General features: G+C 44.7%; 22 protein-coding genes. 1 reads left to right on the top strand and 21 read right to left on the bottom strand.

Annotated elements, in window-relative coordinates; genetic code table 11:
• Positions 1-32: 32 nt before the first annotated feature.
• From R7041_RS12425 to R7041_RS12400, 6 genes are all read right to left on the bottom strand, one after another.
• Positions 33-671, bottom strand: a complete 639-nt coding sequence (locus R7041_RS12425) for a response regulator (RefSeq protein WP_206949232.1) — start codon at positions 669-671, stop codon at positions 33-35.
• On the bottom strand, positions 664-2,019 hold the full coding sequence (locus R7041_RS12420; protein ID WP_205461184.1) for a cache domain-containing protein: 1,356 nt from the start codon (positions 2,017-2,019) through the stop codon (positions 664-666). The genes R7041_RS12425 and R7041_RS12420 overlap by 8 nt, the downstream gene beginning before the upstream one ends.
• 151 nt (positions 2,020-2,170) lie before the next feature.
• Positions 2,171-3,457 carry a TRAP transporter large permease gene (locus tag R7041_RS12415; protein ID WP_005376871.1) on the bottom strand — a complete coding sequence of 429 codons (1,287 nt, stop codon included), beginning with the start codon at positions 3,455-3,457 and terminating at the stop codon, positions 2,171-2,173.
• Positions 3,458-3,469: 12 nt separating this feature from the next.
• On the bottom strand, positions 3,470-4,009 hold the full coding sequence (locus R7041_RS12410) for a TRAP transporter small permease subunit (protein ID WP_005376869.1): 540 nt from the start codon (positions 4,007-4,009) through the stop codon (positions 3,470-3,472).
• A 115-nt stretch (positions 4,010-4,124) separates the two neighbouring features.
• On the bottom strand, positions 4,125-5,216 hold the full coding sequence (locus R7041_RS12405; RefSeq protein WP_017636112.1) for a TRAP transporter substrate-binding protein: 1,092 nt from the start codon (positions 5,214-5,216) through the stop codon (positions 4,125-4,127).
• Positions 5,217-5,630: 414 nt separating this feature from the next.
• On the bottom strand, positions 5,631-6,035 hold the full coding sequence (locus tag R7041_RS12400; protein ID WP_005376863.1) for a hypothetical protein: 405 nt from the start codon (positions 6,033-6,035) through the stop codon (positions 5,631-5,633).
• A gap of 273 nt (positions 6,036-6,308) precedes the next feature.
• Here R7041_RS12400 and R7041_RS12395 point away from each other — a divergent pair, with 273 nt between their 5' ends.
• On the top strand, positions 6,309-6,974 hold the full coding sequence (locus R7041_RS12395) for a DUF2982 domain-containing protein (protein ID WP_064368582.1): 666 nt from the start codon (positions 6,309-6,311) through the stop codon (positions 6,972-6,974).
• An 18-nt stretch (positions 6,975-6,992) separates the two neighbouring features.
• On the opposite strand, the gene R7041_RS12390 is transcribed toward R7041_RS12395, so the two are convergent.
• From R7041_RS12390 to nrfB, 15 genes are all read right to left on the bottom strand, one after another.
• A complete protein-coding gene (locus R7041_RS12390; protein WP_005376855.1) occupies positions 6,993-7,649 on the bottom strand; it encodes an MBL fold metallo-hydrolase in 657 nt (218 codons plus the stop codon).
• A 129-nt stretch (positions 7,650-7,778) separates the two neighbouring features.
• The gene (locus R7041_RS12385; protein ID WP_031778936.1) at positions 7,779-8,327 is read right to left on the bottom strand and encodes a DUF882 domain-containing protein; all 549 of its coding nucleotides are present in this window, start codon (positions 8,325-8,327) and stop codon (positions 7,779-7,781) included.
• Positions 8,328-8,493: 166 nt separating this feature from the next.
• Positions 8,494-10,035, bottom strand: a complete 1,542-nt coding sequence (locus R7041_RS12380; protein WP_005376852.1) for a L,D-transpeptidase family protein — start codon at positions 10,033-10,035, stop codon at positions 8,494-8,496.
• A gap of 153 nt (positions 10,036-10,188) precedes the next feature.
• Positions 10,189-11,271, bottom strand: a complete 1,083-nt coding sequence (locus R7041_RS12375) for a DUF1513 domain-containing protein (protein ID WP_064368584.1) — start codon at positions 11,269-11,271, stop codon at positions 10,189-10,191.
• Positions 11,252-12,289: an imelysin family protein gene (locus tag R7041_RS12370; RefSeq protein WP_064368585.1), complete on the bottom strand. Its 1,038-nt coding sequence runs from the start codon at positions 12,287-12,289 to the stop codon at positions 11,252-11,254. The genes R7041_RS12375 and R7041_RS12370 overlap by 20 nt, the downstream gene beginning before the upstream one ends.
• Before the next feature lie 10 nt (positions 12,290-12,299).
• Positions 12,300-13,682 (bottom strand): di-heme oxidoredictase family protein, encoded by a 1,383-nt coding sequence (locus R7041_RS12365; protein ID WP_064368586.1) that lies wholly within the window; start codon positions 13,680-13,682, stop codon positions 12,300-12,302.
• 92 nt (positions 13,683-13,774) lie between these two features.
• Positions 13,775-15,037: an imelysin family protein gene (locus R7041_RS12360; protein ID WP_064368587.1), complete on the bottom strand. Its 1,263-nt coding sequence runs from the start codon at positions 15,035-15,037 to the stop codon at positions 13,775-13,777.
• Between the two features lie 174 nt (positions 15,038-15,211).
• On the bottom strand, positions 15,212-15,808 hold the full coding sequence (locus R7041_RS12355) for a GTP cyclohydrolase II (RefSeq protein WP_025767283.1): 597 nt from the start codon (positions 15,806-15,808) through the stop codon (positions 15,212-15,214).
• A gap of 271 nt (positions 15,809-16,079) precedes the next feature.
• Entirely contained in the window at positions 16,080-16,256 is a 177-nt protein-coding gene (locus R7041_RS12350; protein ID WP_064369100.1) for a hypothetical protein, read from the bottom strand.
• Between the two features lie 146 nt (positions 16,257-16,402).
• Positions 16,403-16,813, bottom strand: a complete 411-nt coding sequence (nrfF, locus tag R7041_RS12345) for a heme lyase NrfEFG subunit NrfF (protein WP_017636119.1) — start codon at positions 16,811-16,813, stop codon at positions 16,403-16,405.
• Positions 16,800-17,333, bottom strand: a complete 534-nt coding sequence (locus R7041_RS12340) for a DsbE family thiol:disulfide interchange protein (RefSeq protein ID WP_064368588.1) — start codon at positions 17,331-17,333, stop codon at positions 16,800-16,802. Before R7041_RS12340 ends, nrfF begins: the two co-directional genes overlap by 14 nt.
• Entirely contained in the window at positions 17,311-19,218 is a 1,908-nt protein-coding gene (locus tag R7041_RS12335) for a heme lyase CcmF/NrfE family subunit (protein ID WP_064368589.1), read from the bottom strand. The genes R7041_RS12340 and R7041_RS12335 overlap by 23 nt, the downstream gene beginning before the upstream one ends.
• Positions 19,219-19,227: 9 nt before the next feature.
• Complete coding sequence (gene nrfD, locus R7041_RS12330) at positions 19,228-20,199, bottom strand: cytochrome c nitrite reductase subunit NrfD (protein WP_064368590.1); 972 nt, start codon at positions 20,197-20,199, stop codon at positions 19,228-19,230.
• On the bottom strand, positions 20,196-20,882 hold the full coding sequence (gene nrfC / locus R7041_RS12325; protein ID WP_064368591.1) for a cytochrome c nitrite reductase Fe-S protein: 687 nt from the start codon (positions 20,880-20,882) through the stop codon (positions 20,196-20,198). Before nrfC ends, nrfD begins: the two co-directional genes overlap by 4 nt.
• A gap of 1 nt (position 20,883) precedes the next feature.
• Positions 20,884-21,486 carry a cytochrome c nitrite reductase pentaheme subunit gene (gene nrfB / locus R7041_RS12320; RefSeq protein WP_017820468.1) on the bottom strand — a complete coding sequence of 201 codons (603 nt, stop codon included), beginning with the start codon at positions 21,484-21,486 and terminating at the stop codon, positions 20,884-20,886.
• Between the last annotated feature and the right edge of the window lie 502 nt (positions 21,487-21,988).

Genomic DNA, 21,988 nt, shown 5'->3' with positions numbered 1-21,988 from the left:
CCACGTGCTCGCTTTTTGCGGGCACTACTCTCCTACTCAGTCAACCCAGTTTCAAACGCATATTTTGCTAACTCTGCCGTCGAATGTAAGTCCAACTTGTGCTTAATGTTATGGCGATGCGTCTCTACCGTTCGATAACTAATATTGAGTAAAGTGGCGATTTTCTTGCTGCTGTTTCCTTGAGCAACTAATTTAAGTACCGCTTCTTCCCTGCGGCTGAGAGGATTCGTTTTTTGCGTGGCAGGCACCACTTCTTGGGTAAAGAGTGTTTGTGTGACGGATTCACAGAAGTACGTCGAGCCTTGGTTCACCGTTTTTATTGCTTGCACCATTTTCTCGGCCGAGATTTCCTTGAGCATATATCCTACGGCACCAGCTTGCATGACCTTCATGATGTACTCGCGATTATCGTGCATGGTCAACATAAGTATTTTGCTCTCTGGGCGCGCTTCTTTAATTACACCAGTCGCTTCAATACCGTTCATTATTGGCATGCTGATATCCATCAATATGACGTCCGGTTGCAAGAGCTTTGCGACCTCTATCGCTTCCAAGCCATTACTTGCTGTACCCACCACTTCGATGTCAGGCTCTAACTCCAAACGAGCCATGAAGCCATCCAACACCACTTGATGATCATCGACAATCACTACACTAATCGGTTTATCCATAAACTATTTCATCCAAATTAAGCAGCACGGTAATCTCTGTTCCCAAGCCAAGCTCACTCATTAGCTCAAATTCACCACCGATGAACTCTACACGCTCTTGCATATTCCTTAACCCAATCCCTTGTTGGTGCACTGCTTGGTTAACCACAAACCCAACGCCATCATCACGTATGAGTAATTGCAGCATATTGCCCATTTTTTGCAAAGTAACCGTTACTTTTTTCGCTCGCGCATGTTTTTCAATGTTATTCAAAGACTCCTGAGCGACGCGATATAGCGTCGTTGCGACTTCCGAAGTCAGTTTGTGCTGCTGAGTATCGAAATTGCTCTCGATATCAATCCCGGAATGGGAATGAAAATCCTGTAGCAAGGTCGTCAGTGCTGCTTCTAAACCGATATCATCGAGGGCGCTTGGACGGAGCTGATGAGAAATATGCCGCACCTCATTTATCGCGGTGACGAGCGATCGTTGTGATTTATCTAAGTGGGATTTGAGTTTTTCGTCTTCCAGTCTATGACTCATTAAGTCTAAATGACATTTACTGGAGACTAACAACTGATTGATTCCATCATGCAGTTCTCGCGCTAAATGCTTTTTCTCATCTTCTTGGAACATCACGGTTTTATGTGCCAATTCTTTCAGGTTCTTATCAGCGAGGCGATGCTCGTGCAGATTGATCGCCAGAGTGAGAACAATGATTACAGCAACGGTCACCGCTAAGATCACGACGACTGAGAAAAATGTCGTTTCGATATTTTTGTTCACCGCCGCGCGCATATTGGCGACTTCTCGGCTTACATCCTCAATATACAGCCCAGTCCCTATCATCCATTCCCACTTATCGAGCCATGCAGCGTAACTAAGCTTAGGGACAACTTCACCCGTAGATGGCTTTTGCCACAGGTACTGATGAAATCCACCACCGGATTGCGCTTGATACAATAGAGCTTCGATTAAGCGATCGCCATTTTCGTCTTCAAGATAGAGTAAGTTTTCCCCGACAAGCTCCGGAAGAACTGGGTGTACAAGGTTGGTACCATATTTATCATAAGCAAAAAAATAGCCGTCCGACCCATAACTCAAACGATTTAAAATCGCTTTCACACGCGTTTTGGCAGCACTCTCTTCTAAAGTCGGATCGTTGTAGATGTAAGAAATGGAGTCAAAAGCGACGTCGACCGTATCTTTCAGCGCCGCTTCTTTTGATTGGATCAGGTTTTGATGAAAGATCTCCACCTCCCTTTTGCCAAGGGTCTTAGTTTGATAGATAGAGATCCAGCTGATACTCGCTGACACCAATACCACGGGTATCAGTGTCAGCAGAATTAACTTTGCTTTGAGAGGCATCCCTTCCCTCCATGAAACGCTGCCTTTACAGCTTACTATCTTAGCAGTACAAACGAATCGATTGTGTCTGCATAGACATAATTAACAGCTTAACAACTTGTCTCAAAAGGTAAAAACTCTCAGTTCACAAAATCTCTTTATTATCGAGTGATTAACTCATACCGTAAAAACCTGGGAAAAACAGCAAAGACGCCAACACAACAATCTGAATCGCGATGAACGGCATCACACCTTTGTAGATATCTCGCGTAGTAACCCCTGCTGGAGCGACACCTTTTAGATAGAACAAACTAAAGCCAAATGGCGGTGTGAGGAACGACGTCTGCAAGTTCATCGCAATAAGAATCGCAAACCACGTCATATTAATGCCCATCAATTCAGCGACTGGCGCAATAATTGGCACGATGATAAAACAGATTTCAACGAAGTCGATAAAGAAACCTAAAATCAGAATCACCACCATGGTAATAATAAGGAATCCCCACTTTTCACCCGGCAGTTCTAACATCCACTCTTCAACTAAATAATCACCACCGGTGTAGGTAAATGCCATTGAGAAGGCGGTCGCACCAAGTAAGATCGCAAAGACCATTGCGGTTACCTTAACTGTCTCTTTTGATGCATCATAAATCATCGACCAACTAAACTGTTTATACAATAGCGATAAAATAATCGCACCTGCACCGCCCAGTGCCGCTGACTCTGTTGGTGTTGCAATCCCTGCAAAGATGGAGCCCAATACCACGATGATCAATGCTAAAGGTGGCAATACAGCTTTCAGTGCGGTGAGCACTTCTTGTTTACGACTGATCGACTCATCACGCTCTATCGCCTGTGCGGCTTGAGGGTTCAACTTCGCGTAGATGAGAATGTAGATCACATAGGCGCCAACAAGTGTAATACCGGGCCAGATCGCAGCTTGAAATAGGTCCCCTACCGGTACGCCAAGTACATCACCCAACAAGATCAACACGATAGAAGGTGGGATAATTTGGCCCAACGTGCCAGACGCACAAATAGTCCCACACGCTAAACCTTTGTCGTAATTGTACTTGAGCATCACAGGAAGAGATATTAAGCCCATCGCAACAACTGATGCGCCTACCACACCCGTTGAAGCTGCAAGCAATGCGCCAACTAACACGGTAGAAATAGCGATACCACCGCGAACGCCACCGAACAAACGCCCCATTGATTCTAGTAGCTGTTCAGCAAGCTTGGTTTTCTGTAGCACTAGCCCCATAAAAACGAACAGCGGTACGGCCATTAGCACCGTATTTTCCATAATGGACTGAATTCGATATGGCATAAAAGCAAACATCTCGATGCCTTCAGCCCAAACACCAAAAATCAGCGCGATACCACCAAAAGTAAAGGCAACGGGAAATCCCAATAGAAGCGCAAAGAGCGCAACAAAAAACATCACTATACCGATCATAATGACTTCCTTTTACGACTTACCGTTATTACCGGCATAGATGAGATGAGGGTTGACAATTTTGTTGATTGAATGAAGTAACAATCCAATACCACTCACCGCCATAAAGAAAAATGACAGCGGAATCATCGCTTTGATAATCCAACGATATGGTAAGCCACCTGGGTCACCAGACGTCTCGCCTAACGCGTAACTTTCCTTGGCGAAATCAATACCAAACCAAGCTACCAGTAGGCAAAAAGGGAATAAGAAAAATAGTGTGCCTATGATGTCGATGATGGATTGTGCTTTGTAAGATAAGCGTTCATAAAAAATGTCGACGCGAACATGGCCACCGGACTTAATTGCGTAAGGCACACCAAGCAAGAACACGGCAGAGAATAGATGCCATTCCATTTCTTGGAATGCGATAGACACATCATTAAACACGTAACGCATGACAACGTCGTACACAACGTTTGCTAACAACAAAATAAACAGGATGCTGGATAACCATCCGAGGAAATCGCTAAAGCGGTTAAATAATCGCTCAATATAAATAAGACTTCTCATTCCGAACTCCGTGGAACGTTTAGATGCGCTCCGCTATGGTGCGGAGCATTCATTATGAAGTTTTCTTGGGCTTCGATAGCAGGCTAAACCTCTCGGCATCGCCTGCTTCATAACGTTATTGTTGAGCTTGACTGTTTAAGTACGCTCGGTGCGAAATATCTGACCATGGTCGAACTTGATTCATATAGTTCGCTTGCGACTCTTGAATCTCTTTCGCCAAAGCATCTTTTTCTGCATGTTCTTTCAACAAACGATCGTTTGCTTCTCGCAACGCAGCTACTACTTCAGGTGGGAAATCTTTTACTTCAACATTTGGGTATTCAGACTTAATAGATGCCCAGTTTTTGCCGCTTTCGTGTTTCGATTGCGTGTACATATCGTAAGCGGCCGTTTTCATGGCTACTTGCAAAATCGCTTTTAGATCATCAGGTAAACGATTCCAGGTACGCTTGTTAACGAGGAACTGAAGCTCAGTCGCTGGCTCATGCCAACCTGTGTAGTAGTAAGGCGCGATTTTGTGGAAGCCCATACGTAGATCCAGCGATGGACCAACCCATTCCAAGGCATCAATCGTGCGACGCTCTAGAGAAGTATATAGCTCACCAGGGGCGATATTCGTTGGCTTGGCACCTAACTCAGCCAAAATCTCACCAGCAAACCCTGGGATACGCATTTTCAAACCCTGTAAGTCCTCGACGGACTTGATCTCTTTTTGGAACCACCCGCCCATCTGAGTATCGGTATTACCGCCAGGGAAAGACATCAAGTTATGTGGAGAGTACACTTTTTCCATCAGCTCCATACCACCGCCGTAGTAAAACCATGCATACTGCTCAGTTGGCAACATACCGAAGGGCATAGAAGTGAAGTAAAGTGTGTTTGGAACCTTACCCTTCCAGTAATAAGACGCTGAGTGACCCATGTCATACTGACCCGACTTAACCATATCAAACACCCCAAAAGGCGCTTTATGCTTGTTTGCGGAATCAATGCGGATTTGCAAACGTCCGTTGGACATCTCTTCCGCCATTTTGGCCATGTTTTTTGTGGTATCACCAAAAATTGGGAAATTAGGCCCCCAAGTTTCAGCAAGCTTTAAACGATAGACTTTTTCAGCAGCGTTTACAGAAGTCGCTGCGAGTGCCATCGCGGCAGCGACAGCGGTTGTTTTGAGCACTCGTTTTAAAGATTTTTGGATTAGACTCATCGTTCACGTCCTTTATCACCAAGGTTATTGTTGTCATCCATTTCATTAGGATTGGCTGTATTCGGTATAAAAGATGTAACAATGTTGTCTAATGCGAAATGGGCATGAACACGGAAGCGAGTAATTCATCAATAAGGCATTAGCCTAAGGTATTACGTACAAGTACGTAGGACAACCGTCATGACAAAAGACTGTTAATAGCAAAATCAATAAATTATATTTTTATCTATGAATAAAAATAAAAGACAATACGTACGTATTTTTCTGCCAAAAAATTTACATAGTATTTAAGAAAATGTGACAAACCACTTATTGGCAGTGTTAAAGTCAGTACTTAATGCATTATTTCCAATACCAAGATAAAAAAATACCTCGGCATCGGCCGAGGTATTCAATCTAGAACGGTAGCGGTAATTAAACTGCTTTGTAGATAACTTTGTTACCTGCTAACTGCTCTTTTTGAACTAGGTTTTCTTCAAGAAGCTTCTTTAGTGCGCCAGTAGCCCATGATGCCGCTTTAGTATCTTCTTGACCTGCAGCTAGACCGATGCCTTTAGGGTTAATACCTTCAGCATTCGCCATAACGATGTCTAATACTTGTTGTTGCTTAGGAGTAAGGGCAACATCAACTGTTTTCACTGCAGCTACTTTTTTATCAGCTACTACTTTCTCCGCAACAGCTTTTTCAGCAACAGAAGGTGCTACTGCTTTTTCCGCAACAGGCTTCACTGCTTTAGGTGCTGCAGCTAAGTTTGCTACTGTCGCTTTAATGCGTTTTTGCAGTTTCATCTGCACTTTACGCTTATGAGCAAGTCTCATTGAATATTTCTCCAGTTCACTGCATCTCAGCAGGGATGAAAATTTGAAGCGCGTTTTATACCAAAATTCACAAGCAATTTGTAGGTTTTAGCGGCGAAACGCGATGAAAAATGCGCTCAAAGCATAGAACGTCTACTATTTAATCAGATATTTTATGAACGGATTTATTGAATACTGGGTATAAAAACAGAGGTTTGTTTTATTTTAAATGCAAATCAATGCACATAAAGCTACCCACTTATTTTTGGACAAGTATTCGATGAGGTTATAAGCATGGAAACGCTGCACCTAACAAATTCACATTTCAAACCCGACTCCCCTATCAACAGAATACTTTTGTTGCTCGTTGCACTCATCACTTTGTTTTTGGTTGCCATTTCTCCGGGATGGAAGCAAGCCATGTTGTCGGTCATTTTGATGTCTGCAATCGTTGGTTTCGCCATCTTGATGATTAAGAAAAGCCAAGTCACTTTTACGCTGACAGCTTCTCACTTTCAGCAACACCTTCTTAAAGGAGGTTGGGTCGTCCGATGGCGAAATATTGAGTCAATCGGTATTTGTAGCTACCAACAGGAAGGGTGGCACCAACCGCTACCTTGGATCGGTATTCGTCTAAAACACTACTCACCCTACTTAAATTCAATCTGCCCTCGTATAGCGACAGAAATTCTCCTCAGCCAGCGAGCACTGCTTTACTTAGGCGCGAAACAAAATCAGTGTGAAGATAAGTTTGAGGATATGGTGCTTGACCCTAAACCGTATATAAACAGAGATGGGATTGAGTACAAAGGTTTGTTAGCGATGCTCGCCAACCGGATGAAGTATCAGAGAGGCTTTTATGGCTACGATCTATTTATATCAGCAAGTGATCTAGATCGTGAGGCTGAGGATTTTGTGGGACTGACTCGGCGATACTTAGCTGCCGCCGAGCCAGAATAATGCTTAGTACACGCACTTTTAGTAAAGCGGCATCTCGTCAGCAACGAACGGGTTAGTTTTACGCTCATGACCGAAAGTCGATTGAGGGCCGTGACCAGGGACAAACGTGACATCATTGCCTAAAGGCCACAATTTCTCTTTGATAGAGCTAATCAACGTATTGAAATCGCCTTGTGGGAAGTCAGTTCGACCAATGCTACCGTTAAACAAAACGTCACCCACAAACGCTAAACGCGCTTCTTCACTGTAAAGCACAACGTGACCAGGTGTATGACCAGGTGTGTGGAATACGTTCAGCACTTGATTACCAAAAGTGACAGTGTCACCCTCATTTAGCCATTGGTGCGGTTCAAACGCTTCTGTCAGTGGGAAACCAAACATTTGGCTCTGACCTTCCAAACCTTGCAACCAGAAGTTATCTGCCTTGTGAGGACCAACAATCTCTGTACCGCCAAGCAGTGCAGACAGCGGCTCCGTGCCACCTACGTGGTCCAAGTGACCGTGAGTTAGCACTAGGTTTACCACGTCAACACCCAGCTCTTTGATAAGCATAGCGAGCTGCTTTTCATCGCCGCCTGGGTCAACCACAATGCCTTTCATGGTTTCGTCACACCAGACAATAGAACAGTTTTGAGAGAAAGATGTTACTGGAACAACTTGGTATTTCAGAGCCATAGATAACCTATACCGAATAAATTTGCGTGAAAACTGCCGCAACTATGACACTAAGGCCTAGCGACTTCAAGCTTTGAACTGTGGGTAATCGACGACGTTCTGAGACTAGAAACCTTGTCTCAACTGGCACTACCAGGAACGAACAGCACCCGTATCGATATGAACAAAGTTACTGCCTGGATAATAACCCACGCCACCGGCTTTTAGGCTTAATGCAGCATCACGAACCGTTGAAAGCTTCACGCCGTCTAAACGGAAATCAATGGCCTTTCCTTCCATGTGCATGCTCTTTTTCGCTACACGAGAAGACCCGTTGCGCAGCGAGGCGTTAGTGGCAGGAGAACGGTAACCTGAAATGACGATCACCTCTGCTTCTGTACCAATTAACTTTTGAATTTGACTTATTTGATCGAACAAGCGTCTATCCATGGGATGAACCTCATTTCGTCGATGGTCTCGACAAAACTCATTCAGCCTTTGAAGTTCATCATTAATGTATCGTTTTCCATCGAAATAGCATGTTTCGAGGATCTCTCCAGTATTAAGATTGTTCATCGCCAGCGCACGTGGCTCGTCAGGGAGTGAAGCCCAAGAAAATGATGGCAGGGCAGACGCCAACACCACACCACCAGCGGTCATTTTAAGGAAATCTCGGCGGGAAAAGTTACGACTTACCATTTCAAAATACAGTGCTCAACAACTAGACAAGTCGTGGACATTAACCAAACACATTTGTCACGTCAAATGCATAAAACGCTCCATCTTGATTTTCAGATGCAGCAATTATTGCTTAATTATTGAACGAAAAGAGAATTCTTCGTTTTGTAAATTTTCCTTAAAGATTTCAACTGCGGTGATCGTACTTATAGATATCATCACGGTAGTAAAGCGTTCCCTCTTCCAACCATGCTGTTTGATAAATGATGTGTACTTGAATGCGCTCTCCCAAAGGAACTGACGTGTTAGACCGACGAGAACTTTCTCGCTTTTTCGCTAAACGTTCTTCCAACCCCTGAGTTTTGAACAGAAGTTCTGCTAACTGGTCTGCATGTTCTACACGAACACATCCTGAGCTGAATGCGCGTCTGTCCTGTTCAAACAAGTTCTTACTTGGCGTGTCATGCAAATAAATAGCTTGTGGGTTAGGCATATTGAACTTGTACAATCCCAGTGCATTTTGTAAGCCCGACGCCTGTCGCATACGATAAGGAAATGTTCTCGGATTCACCGTTGCCCAATTGATGGTTGTAGGGTCAATAATTTCGTTCGAAGTCCAAGACCGAATGATTTGAATGTTATGGTTAATCAAATACATCGGATTACGTTTTACTTTAGGAATAATGTCTTTAACCATGATAGTCCAAGGCACGTTCCAAGTTGGGTTGAGAATGACTGAATCCAGTGCTACCGACATGATGGGCGTTTTTCTTGATGCTCTCCCTACCACAACTTTAGACTCAAACAAGGGTTGACCGTCATGCCAATACGTGACTTCGTATCCAGGCACGTTAACAAAGACAACATTATCCCTTTCTTTCGACCAAATTCTTGAACGCTCAGAATTCAACGCCAGCAGATGCAATCGCTCTTGAGGAGAAAAGTTGATCCATCGAATGGTATTCGGGCCGATAACGCCATCTTCTTTCAAACCATGAATACGCTGGAACTCTTTTATCGCAAGCTCTAATTGTTCGTCATATTCTTCAGTGACTAAATCCAAGTAAGAAACATCTACGCCTACGATCTCCATTCGCTCAATCAATAGGGGTCTGTTTTCCAATATATCGCCAACACGTGCTAGCCCAGTTTGTTGATAGGCAGGATATTGGTACTGAGAATGTTCCGATAGCGAAGAATAGGCGGAGTAGAAAGCATCATCTGTTTGTAATGGAGACCGGAGACTTGCCAAAAACTGACCAAGTTTGCCAACCGTAATCTCATTACTCAGAACCGATAAAGTATCGATGCTAGGAGCGGGTAACGTAACATGGGCTTTGTCTGTAAATAGCCAATTAATCCCTTCTTCGGGGAGTTGCTCAAGATAACTAAGGTACATCAAGAGTGAATCTGTCATCACTAAATCGAAGTCGAGATTATCTCCCTGCCACCTTACTTGGTTTATCCGGTGAAGTTGATTTTCGAATTCATCGGTGACATCCGCAAGTGCAACCAGGTTTACTTGAAAAAGAAACTGCTCAATATCACTTTCATTTTCCCAGTTCAAACGGTAATTGGTGCTTTGATACAGTTGATCAATCACCTCTGGATAATGGATCATTTTTTCTACAGACAGCTTTTGTACCGCTCCCTCTTGCTCGACTTGCGCTGAAGCTTCGAGAGAAACGACGGTGGAAAAGCTGCAAAACGGCACCAGAAGTGCCGTCATGATTAAAACCCTAGCAAACACTGAAATGATCCTTGCGCTACTTGCCATAATAAAAAGTATGGCAAATATCTCACAGCTTGCAGGTTTAAAATTAAGAATCTGATGCCGAAAACGACAACAAAACTCTCTATAAGTAATTACTCAATGATCTTTCTAGATAATTCTCGACCAATGGTTGTCCCATTGCACTCCGCTTGCGAAGGTACTTTTTGACTCCTCTGGTCTTTGCTCTACCACTTTTCCCGCCCCAGAGCTGACTCGGAATTCATCACCGTAGATCACAACACCAGAAGCGTCTGGTAACGCACTTAGCTCTACCAATTTGCCAGTAGACTTAGACCATATACCATAACAACTGCCTGGAGGCGAAGTGGCTAAGATCCATTCATCGGTTGCTGCAATACTCGCAACGTAGTGATTGAACCGCGCCCACTCTTCAGGCTCAGCTTGTAGATCTTGCATCTCACCACCACGCGTGTGCATGGCGATCAAGGCTGGATACTCGTCCGGCTCACCACGATATTGCTGACCACAAAGCACGGTTTCCGCACCATCATGGGCTAAATGGCGAATGCTCAACTTATGATCCGGTAAAGACACTTGATCCAGTAGCTCACCCTTCTGTGAAAGGTAACTCAGGCTGGGTTTCATGCTATCAAGATTGAGAGGTTCACGACCGTTAGTGTGTACGCCACCGACGCCAATCGCCAATACACCATCAGGCATCATGATCACTTCATGAGGGCCAAGGCCAAAACCCGTTAACTCATCAATCTTTTGATATTGCTTCTGCACATCATAAACACCAATGATCCCGCGGCTTGTCCCCCTCTCCCCTTCTGTGGCAAATAGCAACGTGCCATCATGGGAGTAAACACCATGTCCATAAAAATGACGATTTGGCGTTGCTAGTTGCAGTTTGATCATCTGCTCTGAGCGATAATCAAACACCATGAAGAAAGTACCAGGTCGACGACCAAAAACTACGGCGTGGCCTTGTTGGTTTGTTGCCACACCGTGACCACGCTCAGGAATCGGCAATGAAGATAGCGGCATACCATGCTCATCCGCCACCACCGCTGCATATTTATCTCGGCCAATGATAGAGCAGCCGATCAACGCAGGCTCACGTGAGCTTGTTGAAGAACAACCAAATGGCATCATAGGTATAGCCGCCCCGAATAGAGCGGCTTTCAGCAAAGTTCGGCGGGTTTGATCAGTCACCATCGGTTGCATTAAATCCTATAACTACGCCAAGCTCGATCGCCACTTCTTCGTGAATCAGGTACTTCAATTGCTCTAGCTTATTGTATTGAGAGAGCACCATGCGATAGCCTTCTTTTGTTTGTAGCGCAGCAAACAAGCTCTTATCTTCTGGCCAAGTTTCTAACGCCATTTCAAACTGATGAACAACACGGTCTGCGAGATCTGCATGGCCTTGCTCTCTTAATAACGCATCTAAACCATTTCCGTTAGCAAAGTACAACGCTTCCATCCCTTGAAGGTTGGCTTTTAGGTTTGAAAGCGAAGTTTCTGAACGCCATGACTCTGAGAAATACGGGCGAGGCTTACCAATCTTCGCTAGCGGTCGGCTCAACTTCTTCATGCTGTATTCAAGCTGATTCGAGAGCAGTGAAATGTACTCAGACTCCCATTCCGTCATCTCTAGCGATTTCCAAGGGTTCTCTGCCCAAGAATCCGCGATGATCTGCGCTTTGTTATCGAGGTTTTCTGCAATCGCTACGCCTGTCACACAAGTATTGCTGTTGCTAGATAAGGTCGACGCTTTATCGTAAAGCAGCCATTCCAGAGCCCCTAAACCTTGCACGGTGACACTTTGGGTGGAGATATCTTCTGCACTCCAAGCTTGGTCAGATTTCGTCAATATAGACATTTTACGACCAGTAGTGTTCTTTTTATCTGGCCAAAACTGAACATTCCAGCTTTGCTCCAATGCCGTAGCAGGGCCACGTTCTTGACCTTGTAATGCCATCCACGCAAGCATAGTTTGATGCCACTGCTGTTTTACTTGTGCATCATCTTTCGACTCTGATGCGCAGTAATCCGCGAAGCGCTGTTCAAGTTCTGTGGTTTGCGCTAAAAACGTCTGAGCTGATTGAAACTCGACCTCGTACACGCTTTGAGAAATATGACTTGTACTCTCAGGCTTGGCAGAGCTCGAACCGATGGTCGATTGGCAACCAACCAAACTTAACGTTGCGGCAATCGCACTCACTAATAGTGTTTTTTTCATGGTTGCTTCCTTATAGAGAATTCAGAAACGCAATCAATGCGTCACGTTCTTTTTTGTTCAGTGCTAAGACGTTTTGTTTCGCCGTTTCAGCTTCGCCGCCGTGCCACAACACAGCTTCCATCAGGTTACGAGCGCGGCCATCATGTAGAAAGTAAGTGTGTCCGTTTACTTCTTCGGTATAACCAATGCCCCATAGCGGTGCTGTTCGCCACTCGCGGCCGTTTGCTTGATATTCCGGACGGTTATCGGCTAAGCCTTCACCCATGTCATGCAAAAGCATGTCGGTGTATGGGTGGATAAGCTGCTCAGAAAGCGCTGGTAACTCTGGTCGTTTCGCCGTTTTAACACTGGTCTTGTGGCAGCTTTCACAGCCAGACGCAGCAAAGATTTGCTGACCAAGTTTCACGTTAGGGCCATTGACATTACGGCGAATAGGTACAGCTAAGTGCTGGCTGTAAAACTCTACGAAGTCAAGAATATTTTCACTCACTTCTGGTTTGCCGCCATTTGGCATGTCGTCACAAATGCTTTGTTTCGAGGTACAGTTTTCATTTGGGAATAAATGGCTCGTAAGACCCACATCACCATTAAATGCTGCTGCATTTTGCTGCATTAGCGTCGGTTGTCCTGCTTTCCAGCCAAAACGACCAATCGAGAAGTCGTCCTTCTCAATATCCCACACCTTATTGACTTTGCCTGAGATACCGTCTTTGTCGGCATCTTGTTCATCAGCCCAAGCAAGTAGCGTTTCGTCGGGAATACTCTCTAACAAACCAAGGCCGATCATTGGCGGTGCCACGCGTGCTGAGAACTCGGTATCAGGGTGCATATCGCCGTAACCCAGATCGGTAATGTTCAAATGAGGTTTTCTTAGCGTCACCGTCGTACCGTCTTTAAATTTCACTGGGACATCGGTGTAAGTGATTTCGATTTTGCCTTCTGGCGTTTGATCTTGCAGGGCGAAATCTTGAAGCTGGCCACCATAAGTCGGCTCAGGTATGCCGCCATCTTTGATGTAAGCTTTCTTTTGTTCTGGCGTCATCGCAGGAATGCTTAAGCGCACTAACATAGACACGGCATGTAAATCATCTTTCTCTGGCGGATGACCACGACCGTCTTTGATGTGACAATTCTGACAACCATTGGTGTTAAAAAGCGGGCCTAAGCCATCACGAGCGTCTGTTGACGCTGGCGCTTGTACCCAAGGGTTGCGGAAAAAGCTGTTACCGACGCTAAAATCGAGGCGTTTGCTCATTGGCAAGTTAGCAGCAGGAAGAGAATAGGCATTCGCGCCGTCTTTTTTAACACTGGTTTTGCCACCAGACTTAACATCATAAGCCATGGCAGAAGAAGAAAGGATCGCGGCTAGCGCAGAAATTAGGTATGGCTTCATATCATTGCTCTACATAGACAACAAGGGTGATAACAACGAGCTCAAACGTCAAAAGGGCTCACAAAGAGCCCTTATTTATTATGGTTTTCTTATTAAAACTCGTGGTCAGCAGTATCAGGGCTTAGGCTGTCGATGCCGACAATGCTTGCCGCGCGCTCAATCGCACCGGTTTGTGCTACCAACGACATGATGGTGTCGTTTACTAGCGCGTTGCCCTGTGCGTTACCCGCTGCAATAAGTTGGTCAAAGTGCTGGTTGTTCTTCTCTGCAGAAGTCACTAGCTCACCAACTTGGCTAAGTGTTGTATCAAACTGCTTTTGAATGTCGGTCGCGGCTTTCTTATCTTTTTGAGCAACAAGATCAGCAATACTTGGACCAGATAGCTCTTTGCCGTTTACACCTTTGTATGTACCTGTGTAAACGTTGTAGATGCCTTGCTCATTGTAGTAGTGAGAATTATGCGTGTTGTCTGAGAAACAATCGTGCTCGTCTTCAGTTGAGTTCGCTTCTAGTGCCACTTTCATGCGCTCACCCGCTAGCTCACCTAGAGAAAGAGAACCCATGCCGAATAGCATCTTACGTAGACCATTGTCCGCTGAGTCGTTCAGTAGCTCTTCACGGTAGTTACCTTTTACTTCAGCAGACCACTGCTTTTCCATCCACTCAAGGTCTTGAACCAGTAGATCAGCGGCTGCTTTTAGGTACTCTCCACGACGTTCACAATGGCCATTCGTACACTCAGAACCCACAACGAAATCAGTGTAAGCGCGTTGACCTGCGCCTGCGTTAGTGCCGTTTAGGTCTTGGCCCCAAAGCAAGAATTCAATCGCGTGGTAACCTGATGCAACGTTTGCCTCAGAACCACCTACTTCGTTTAAATCTGCTAGTAATTCTGGCGTAATTTTTGAAACGTCCAGTTTAGAAGCACCGATCTGTAGGCTAGTGTTCGCGATGATGTTGGCAGCAGCGCCCTCGTTACCCAATTCGTATTGGTAATCAGCCGCTACGTAGTCAATCAAACCTTCATCAAGTGGCCATGCGTTCAGCTGACCTTCCCAATCATCAACAATCGCGTTACCAAAACGGAAAACTTCAGACTGTTGGTAAGGAACGCGAGAATCGAGCCAAGCTTGTTTTACTTCTTCAAGCTTTTTCGCTGATGGTGATTTTAGGAATTCGTCGATTTTTACATCCAGCGCTTTCGCTGTTGTTACTGAATCAGCAAACACAGCATGGGCAACGTCCGCGTAATGTTCGACAACTTGTTGTTTAGTTACTGTAGCAGCAACGGTAGAACCACTGGCAATGAGGAGTGATGCAGCAATAGATTGGACTAAAACTTTTTTTGCATTCATCTGAAGCATCCTTGTTGAGCTTTTCAATTATCGTATTGGTAGTGCTAATTATTCTTATTTGCACTTTAGTCTCGAGATAATACAAATTTACAATTTATTTGCAACTCCAGATACAAAAAAACCTCATAAAAATGAGGTTTTTCACAGGCTTTATTGTCAGTTTTATATTTAGGATTAAACCTTTAGGTCATGTTTTCCGTGAGAGACTTTTGCCTTCAGATAATTTTCGTTGCCATCTTTGATATGTGCAGAGGTGTTGACAACCTCGCCAATTTCAATTCCGTACTCAGATAACTCACGGATTTTCTTAGGGTTGTTCGTCACAAGGCGGATCTTATTCACGCCTAAAGCTTCTAGCATTTGTGCTGCTTCTGTGAAATCACGCAGGTCATCATCAAAGCCCAAATGGTTGTTAGCTTCGTACGTGTTCATGCCCTGGCTTTGTAAGCGGTATGCATCGATCTTATTGTACAAACCAATACCACGACCTTCCTGACGGAGATACAAGATGATACCACCGGACTCGCCCATGCGATTGATCGTCTCTTCTAGTTGCTCACCACAGTCACAGCGTGAAGAGTGGAACACATCGCCTGTCAAACACTCAGAGTGCATACGAACTAAAGGCATGTCCTGAGTTTGGTCCGCTTGTTTAAAGATAATAGCAACATGCTCTTTGTCTGTCTTCAGACCATGGAAAGACAGAATTTCGGCATCAATGTTACTTTTTGCCCCGACTTTAAAATCTACTCTGGCACGTACTTCCGCCATATCTATACTCACTCGATTTATTGCTTGATGCGCTTGATGCGTTTTCGTTATTGCATTCATGGGATTTACTCGTTGCTCTTCAACTATGGGGACTGATACCGCATTTTGCAATATAGAGATCACAATTGAGGGCAGTTATCCACTCAAGACAGCAAAAGAGAACCACTCTCCAACTGAACAATTGTTATATTATAACAATTAAAAAAAACTACAATAAAAAACCCCAGACAAATTTTGTCTGGGGTTTCAAGAAGGTCGTTTGGTCTATCTTTTAATGGGTCTGACTGCGCTTCCAAACGGCGAGTTCAATCCAAACTGCTTCGAGTTCTTGGATTTCCTCGTCGGTCAACACGGCGAGCGTTGAAGTAGCTTGAGGCAGGTTCGGTGATTGCAATGCACGAATCTGCGAATAGAAGTCTTTTTTAAGTTGTAATATAACTGAATCCACTGCGTGCACCTATTTCGTTCTTTTATTACTTATCCAGCTCAAAATTTTTATTTTCTTTATACTGGAAACTTCATAAATTCGGAAAAATGATAACATTCTGCTTGTTAAGTGCACAATTTATTTTTAATAGTGGAATAACGGTCACATTAATTACGCTTCACCATTCGGATCGAATATAAGACAAAAAAGATCAAAAATAGCACAGGAAAGATCCACAACAGCGCCGTGGAATAATTTAATGGTGGTTGATACAGAACAATATTCCCATAACGAGCAACTAGATAGTCCTTTATTTCTTGATCTGAGCTGCCTTCATTGGCCATCGTATACACTTTCAACCTCAGGTCTTTGGCCGCCTGTGCATTAGACTCGACAAGGTTTTGGTTTTGACACTGCGGGCAGCGTAATGTCTTGGCTAGCGAGGTTGCACGCTGTTGCACTTCAACAGAATGAAACTCAAACAGATCAACATTCTGTTCTAAATCCGCACTTATCGTGAAAGGAGAAAATAGTATAAATAGGATTAAAGTGAGGAGAAGATTATTAAATCGAAACATTCAAGTATCCTGAAAATATATCGTTCCATTTATCTGCCGTTAGCTCTCCACGATATTTGATCAATATACGACCATTTGGATCAATCAAGTAAGTTTCCGGCGTTCCGATAACACCTAGCTCCACAGCGAGCTTTCCATTAGGGTCACTAATTACTTCAATATATGGATTTCGTTTAGAGCTCAAATATTCACGAGCGGCTTGTTTTTGATCTCTATAATTCAGCCCAATAATAGGCACACCAAGTTCTGCTAACTGCAGTAACTTTTCATGCTCTCGCTTGCATACCCCACACCAAGATGCCCAAACATTCAATAATTTATATCCGTCGCTTTTGAACAGCTGCTCAGAAACCATGTCATCAGAGATCAGAGAAGTAGAGCGAAAATTAGGTGTCTCTAAATTTCGTTGTGGGGACAATTCAACATGCGGTCGCTCAGACAAGGCCATCGCAGTTACTACAGTAAACACGGCAACAGCCAAAACGAGACCTGCGAGTTTAAGCGTATTTCTCGATCGCATTGATAGCCTCTCTCTTTTTCTTTAGGCCGGTTAACAGCGCACCAAACACAGCTAATAACCCACCAGACCATATCCACCAAATACCTGCTCGGTACTGAACTTTAATCGCATAAGCATGAGTGTCGACTTTGTCACCCAATGTCACGTAATAATCGCCATGCCATAGTGAACGAATCGCAGGCTCGGTCATATTCATCACTCGCACAGGGTAATGGCGCTTTTGCGGGTTGAAATTGAACATGCGGCCATCTTCCAAGTGCAAGGTGATCTGTCCTTGTTCAGCGGTGTAGTTTGGCCCCACCAGCCATTCGATACCATGATAATCGATAGTGATCCCCGCCCTTTGTTGAGAACTGCCGGGTTCGACACGTAAATTGTGTTCATATGAGTAGTGACTGTTGAATACAGCTCCACTCACCGCCAGCGCAAAACCGATATGTGCCATCACGATTGGCATGAGTTTGCGCTTATTGGAACAACGAAACAGCATAACGAGATGCGCCACAATCACCCAAGTAGCCAACGTTATGGTTAGCAATACTTCGAAATGCAGTGCGTGCACTAAGAAGATAAACCCGATCCCAGAGACAAGAGATAACGCAATACTGATCGCAATATCAGCGCTTACACTCGGCACTGTGCCTTTTGTCCATTTCAGCAGCGGCATGAAAGCTAGGGCAATCAGAGCCAGTATGCTTAATGGGAAGATCAGACTATTAAAATAAGGTGCGCCAACTGAAATGTTTCCTAAACCGAGCAGTTGATAAACCATCGGATAAAAAGTGCCAAGAAAAACGATAGCAGTCGCAATAACCAGCAGCCCTTTTGCGATGTAAGCAGTGTAAGCTCGGCTCGCTAGAGATTGAAGTTTGAAGCGAGGGAGTTGTTCTCCTCGCAAAATCAATACGCCAAAAGTGATGATGACAAGCAAGCTCAATACACCAAGCAGCACCAAACCTTTAGTTGGGTCCACCGCAAAAGCGTGCACTGAAGTCAGCACGCCAGAGCGCACCACGAATGTCCCTAAAATGCTTAGGTTGAACGCAGCAAACGCCAGTGCATAGGTGCTCCAAATTGCGCCTCTGTTACGTGTTGCGACAACACCGCTGTGCAACAAAGCAGTACCAGTAAGCCAAGGGAGTAGAGAAGCGTTCTCCACAGGGTCCCAAAACCACCAGCCGCCCCACCCTAGCTCATTGTACGCCCACCATGATCCCACCAAGATACCCAACGTGAGCGTTCCCCATGCAAAAAACGCTGCGCTTCGAGCAACCACATACCAATCGCTCATCGGTTGTTTACCCAATAGCGCTGCTAATGCAAAAGCTAATATTGCTGCGTAACCGACATAACCGAGATAAAGCAATGGTGGATGAATGATAAGCCCAACATCTTGCAACATTGGGTTTAGATCTCGTCCTTCCGACGCCAATACTTGGGCATACTCGAACGGGTTAGAGGTCATTAACGTGAACCAAGCAAATGTCGCAATAAGAACGTTCATGATTCCTAAACAGTCACAAGTATATTGGGCGTTGAGCGGTGACTTAAATGCAATAAACGACGCCCATAAACTCAAGGTGACGACCCAAAACAACATGGAGCCTTGGTGCCCACCCCAAGCGGCAGCAATTTTGAACGCCACGGGAAGTTGACTGTTGGAATGCGTAACAACATATTCCAACGTGAAGTTGTCTTGCACGAAGCAGACGATCAGAAGTGCTAAACAAATGATGGAAGCTAAGCTAATGATGTGGGACATCGCGACTTGATGCGGCAATGTCGCCTTCTTACCCATAGCACGACGTAGCCAATGCAGCAACGATGCACAAGTCGATGTTACAGCCACCAATATCAGTAAGAAGAACCCTAGCTCAGCTTCCATTTATCCCCCTTACACTACGGTCATTTGACCGGCATAGAGAATGAAAGTACGCAGCATAAGTACGCCAACCAAGCTCAACGTCGTGACCACAAAAACGTAACTGCCTTTGTGGCGCACTTCAGAAGGCGTCAACCAATTGAGAGTCAAAGGCGTAATCATGCCGATGAACACTACCCCAACCCAGAACCATTGAGCCCAGAATCCACTCGAAATTGCATTCCAAGCCGCGACTTCGTTCTGACCACCGCTGAAGATCAATCCAGTAAAGAAGGTCACTAAGACAAACAACTCAAACAACACTACTGGGCGTTCAAATCCGTGCACCCAAGATACACTTGGGCTGCTGGTCGACTCTTTAAACACCAAGATGCCGAACATCAAGCATGCCGCTGCGCCCGAGGACAAACTAGAGAACAGGAACAAGATTGGCAGTACTGGATTGTTTAGCATTGGATAAGTCTTCAACGCAGACAATAGAAAGCCAGTGTACGCTGCAAGTACGATGGCTAAGAAGCCCAAGAACAATTCAATGGCGTTGTTGGCTTTCCCCGCCTTAATCAAAATGCCATCGGCAAAATCCAGCAGTTTGCTTGGTAACTTCCCTTCACAGAAGCTGATGATTTGATGGCGGAAGATAACGCCAATCCAAACAAACAACACGATCATGTACACTTGGAACAAGATCACGCCCATCGACATCACAGACGTTGGGTTGTAGTAGATCATGATCTTCCAAAACTCTAAAGGCTTGGTTAAATGGAAAATCAAAATTACCAACCCAGCAATGATGCCAAATGGTGCGAGCCAAGCCATCGCTTTCATGATGCCGTTTTTTGCGGGATCACCTTCAATCACTTTGCGTTTTAAATAGATTGAAATCATCACCGCACCCGCTGACATCCCAGCAAGGAATAAGTAAATCGCGATGATCCAATCCCAGACTAACGAGTCAAAGTGGAATGCACTTTCGAAGCCGTTCATGATGACACCTCCCCTTTGCTATGCGGAATTTTGTACAGTTTAGGTTGCGTACCTAAATGCGATTTATCGCGATAGACAACATGGCTTTCGATAGCTTTGCTCACCTCGCTAGTTGGGTCATTCAAATCACCAAAGATGAGTGCTTTTGTTGGGCAAGATTCCACGCAAGCTGGCTGCTTACCTTGCGCTAGGTTGGTATCACGGCAGAAGTTACATTTATCCGCAGAGTGATCGACTGGATTAAAGAAGCGCACTTGGTAAGGGCAAGCGGCAAGGCAATAACCACATCCGACACATTTCTCTTTGTGCACATCCACGATGCCGGTCGCTTCATCTTTGTATGCAGCGTCTGTTGGACAAACGTACACACATGGTGGGTTATCACAGTGCTGACAGGATTCGCGAGTAAACTGGTATTCCACATCTGGAAATTCGCCAATCGGTTCACTGCGATGAATTTTAAGTCGCGTTACGCCTTCAGGGACTTTATTTACTTCGCGACAAGCATCGGTACAAGCGGTACAGCCAATGCAGGCATTTTCATCATGAACCATACCCATGCGTTTCGCTTGTTCACGGTTGCTGGCATAAAGAGAGGAGCTAACAACGGAAGTGCCTGCAACGCCTGTAGTTAAAATCAACGCGCCGCTGCCGGCTAAAAAGTTTCTTCTCGAACATTTCATGCTATCTCTCCTCTTCTTTGGCAAGTTCAGGTTCGACGGCAAATTCAGAGTGACAATCCACACACTGCTTGATCAGTTGTTTTCTGTCGTACGACAACGCTTTGGTTTTCGCTGCGTGTACATCGTGGCAATTTGAACAAGTGAGGTTTTTGGCGTGCACATCGTGCGTCCAGTGGATTTCTCTCAGCTGTGTCGGTGCGTGGCAATCCACACATTGGCTGTTGGCTTTAAGAATCATGCTTGGATCAAGGAACACTTTGTCGTGTACCTCTTTCGATTGCGCGGCAGAAAACTTAATCACATCAGGCGCGCCCTCACGATGGTCGGGACCAATGTTGCTATGGCAATTGGTGCAATTAAGTTGCTTCCCTTGGCTGAGTAGAGCTTGCGGGTCATGCGAAAGGTTCAGAGTCTCTTTTGCATCCTTATGACATTGCAGACACTTGTAGTCACGGTCACGGATCAACTCGACTTGATGACGCTCAGCTTGAGCACCTTCAATCGGCTCTGAAGAAGTCGCATGGGCGGCGATGGAGAAACCATAGATGGCAAAGACGAAGAGAAGTTTCAGCATTGTCTCTATGGTCAATTTTATATTGCCCATATTGTTCTTTCCTTAGCTCGATAATAATTGATAACTATTCTCAATTATTTATTTGAGCGACAATTAATTTCCTCTGAAGATACTTTTTTGATCTTCAAATGACATCAATTCTTATTTCGGAAAGCCACAACGCTAAACCTATATTTATAATACCTCTATTATTCATAAGGGGTAGAAACGCCTGCTCAAAAAGCGAACTAAATCACCCTATTTTTAAAAAGGTTAAAACCCAAAGCATTGCAGAACAATGACTTAACAACTACCACTTTAGAGGTATATAAATTCAAACATGACTGAGATCACTGGTGTAAATTGATCTAAAACAAGACAAGATTCACTCACTATTTCATCTATCCAATTAAGCAATATTATTAATCGTAGATCTCCAGTTCTTATTTGGAATAGCTCCTCACAACGCTGCTAATAAAAACGAATATGGAGATAACACTGTGAGCATAAAACACTGGATGAGCGCACCTATTGCGGTTGCGACCTTATTCGC

Source organism: Vibrio sp. 1751, assembly GCF_033339895.1.
In the GTDB taxonomy this organism is placed as follows: Bacteria; Pseudomonadota; Gammaproteobacteria; order Enterobacterales; family Vibrionaceae; genus Vibrio; species Vibrio alginolyticus.
The sequence above is the reverse complement of the archived record's forward strand: the minus strand, read 5'-3'. Positions and strand labels throughout refer to the sequence as shown.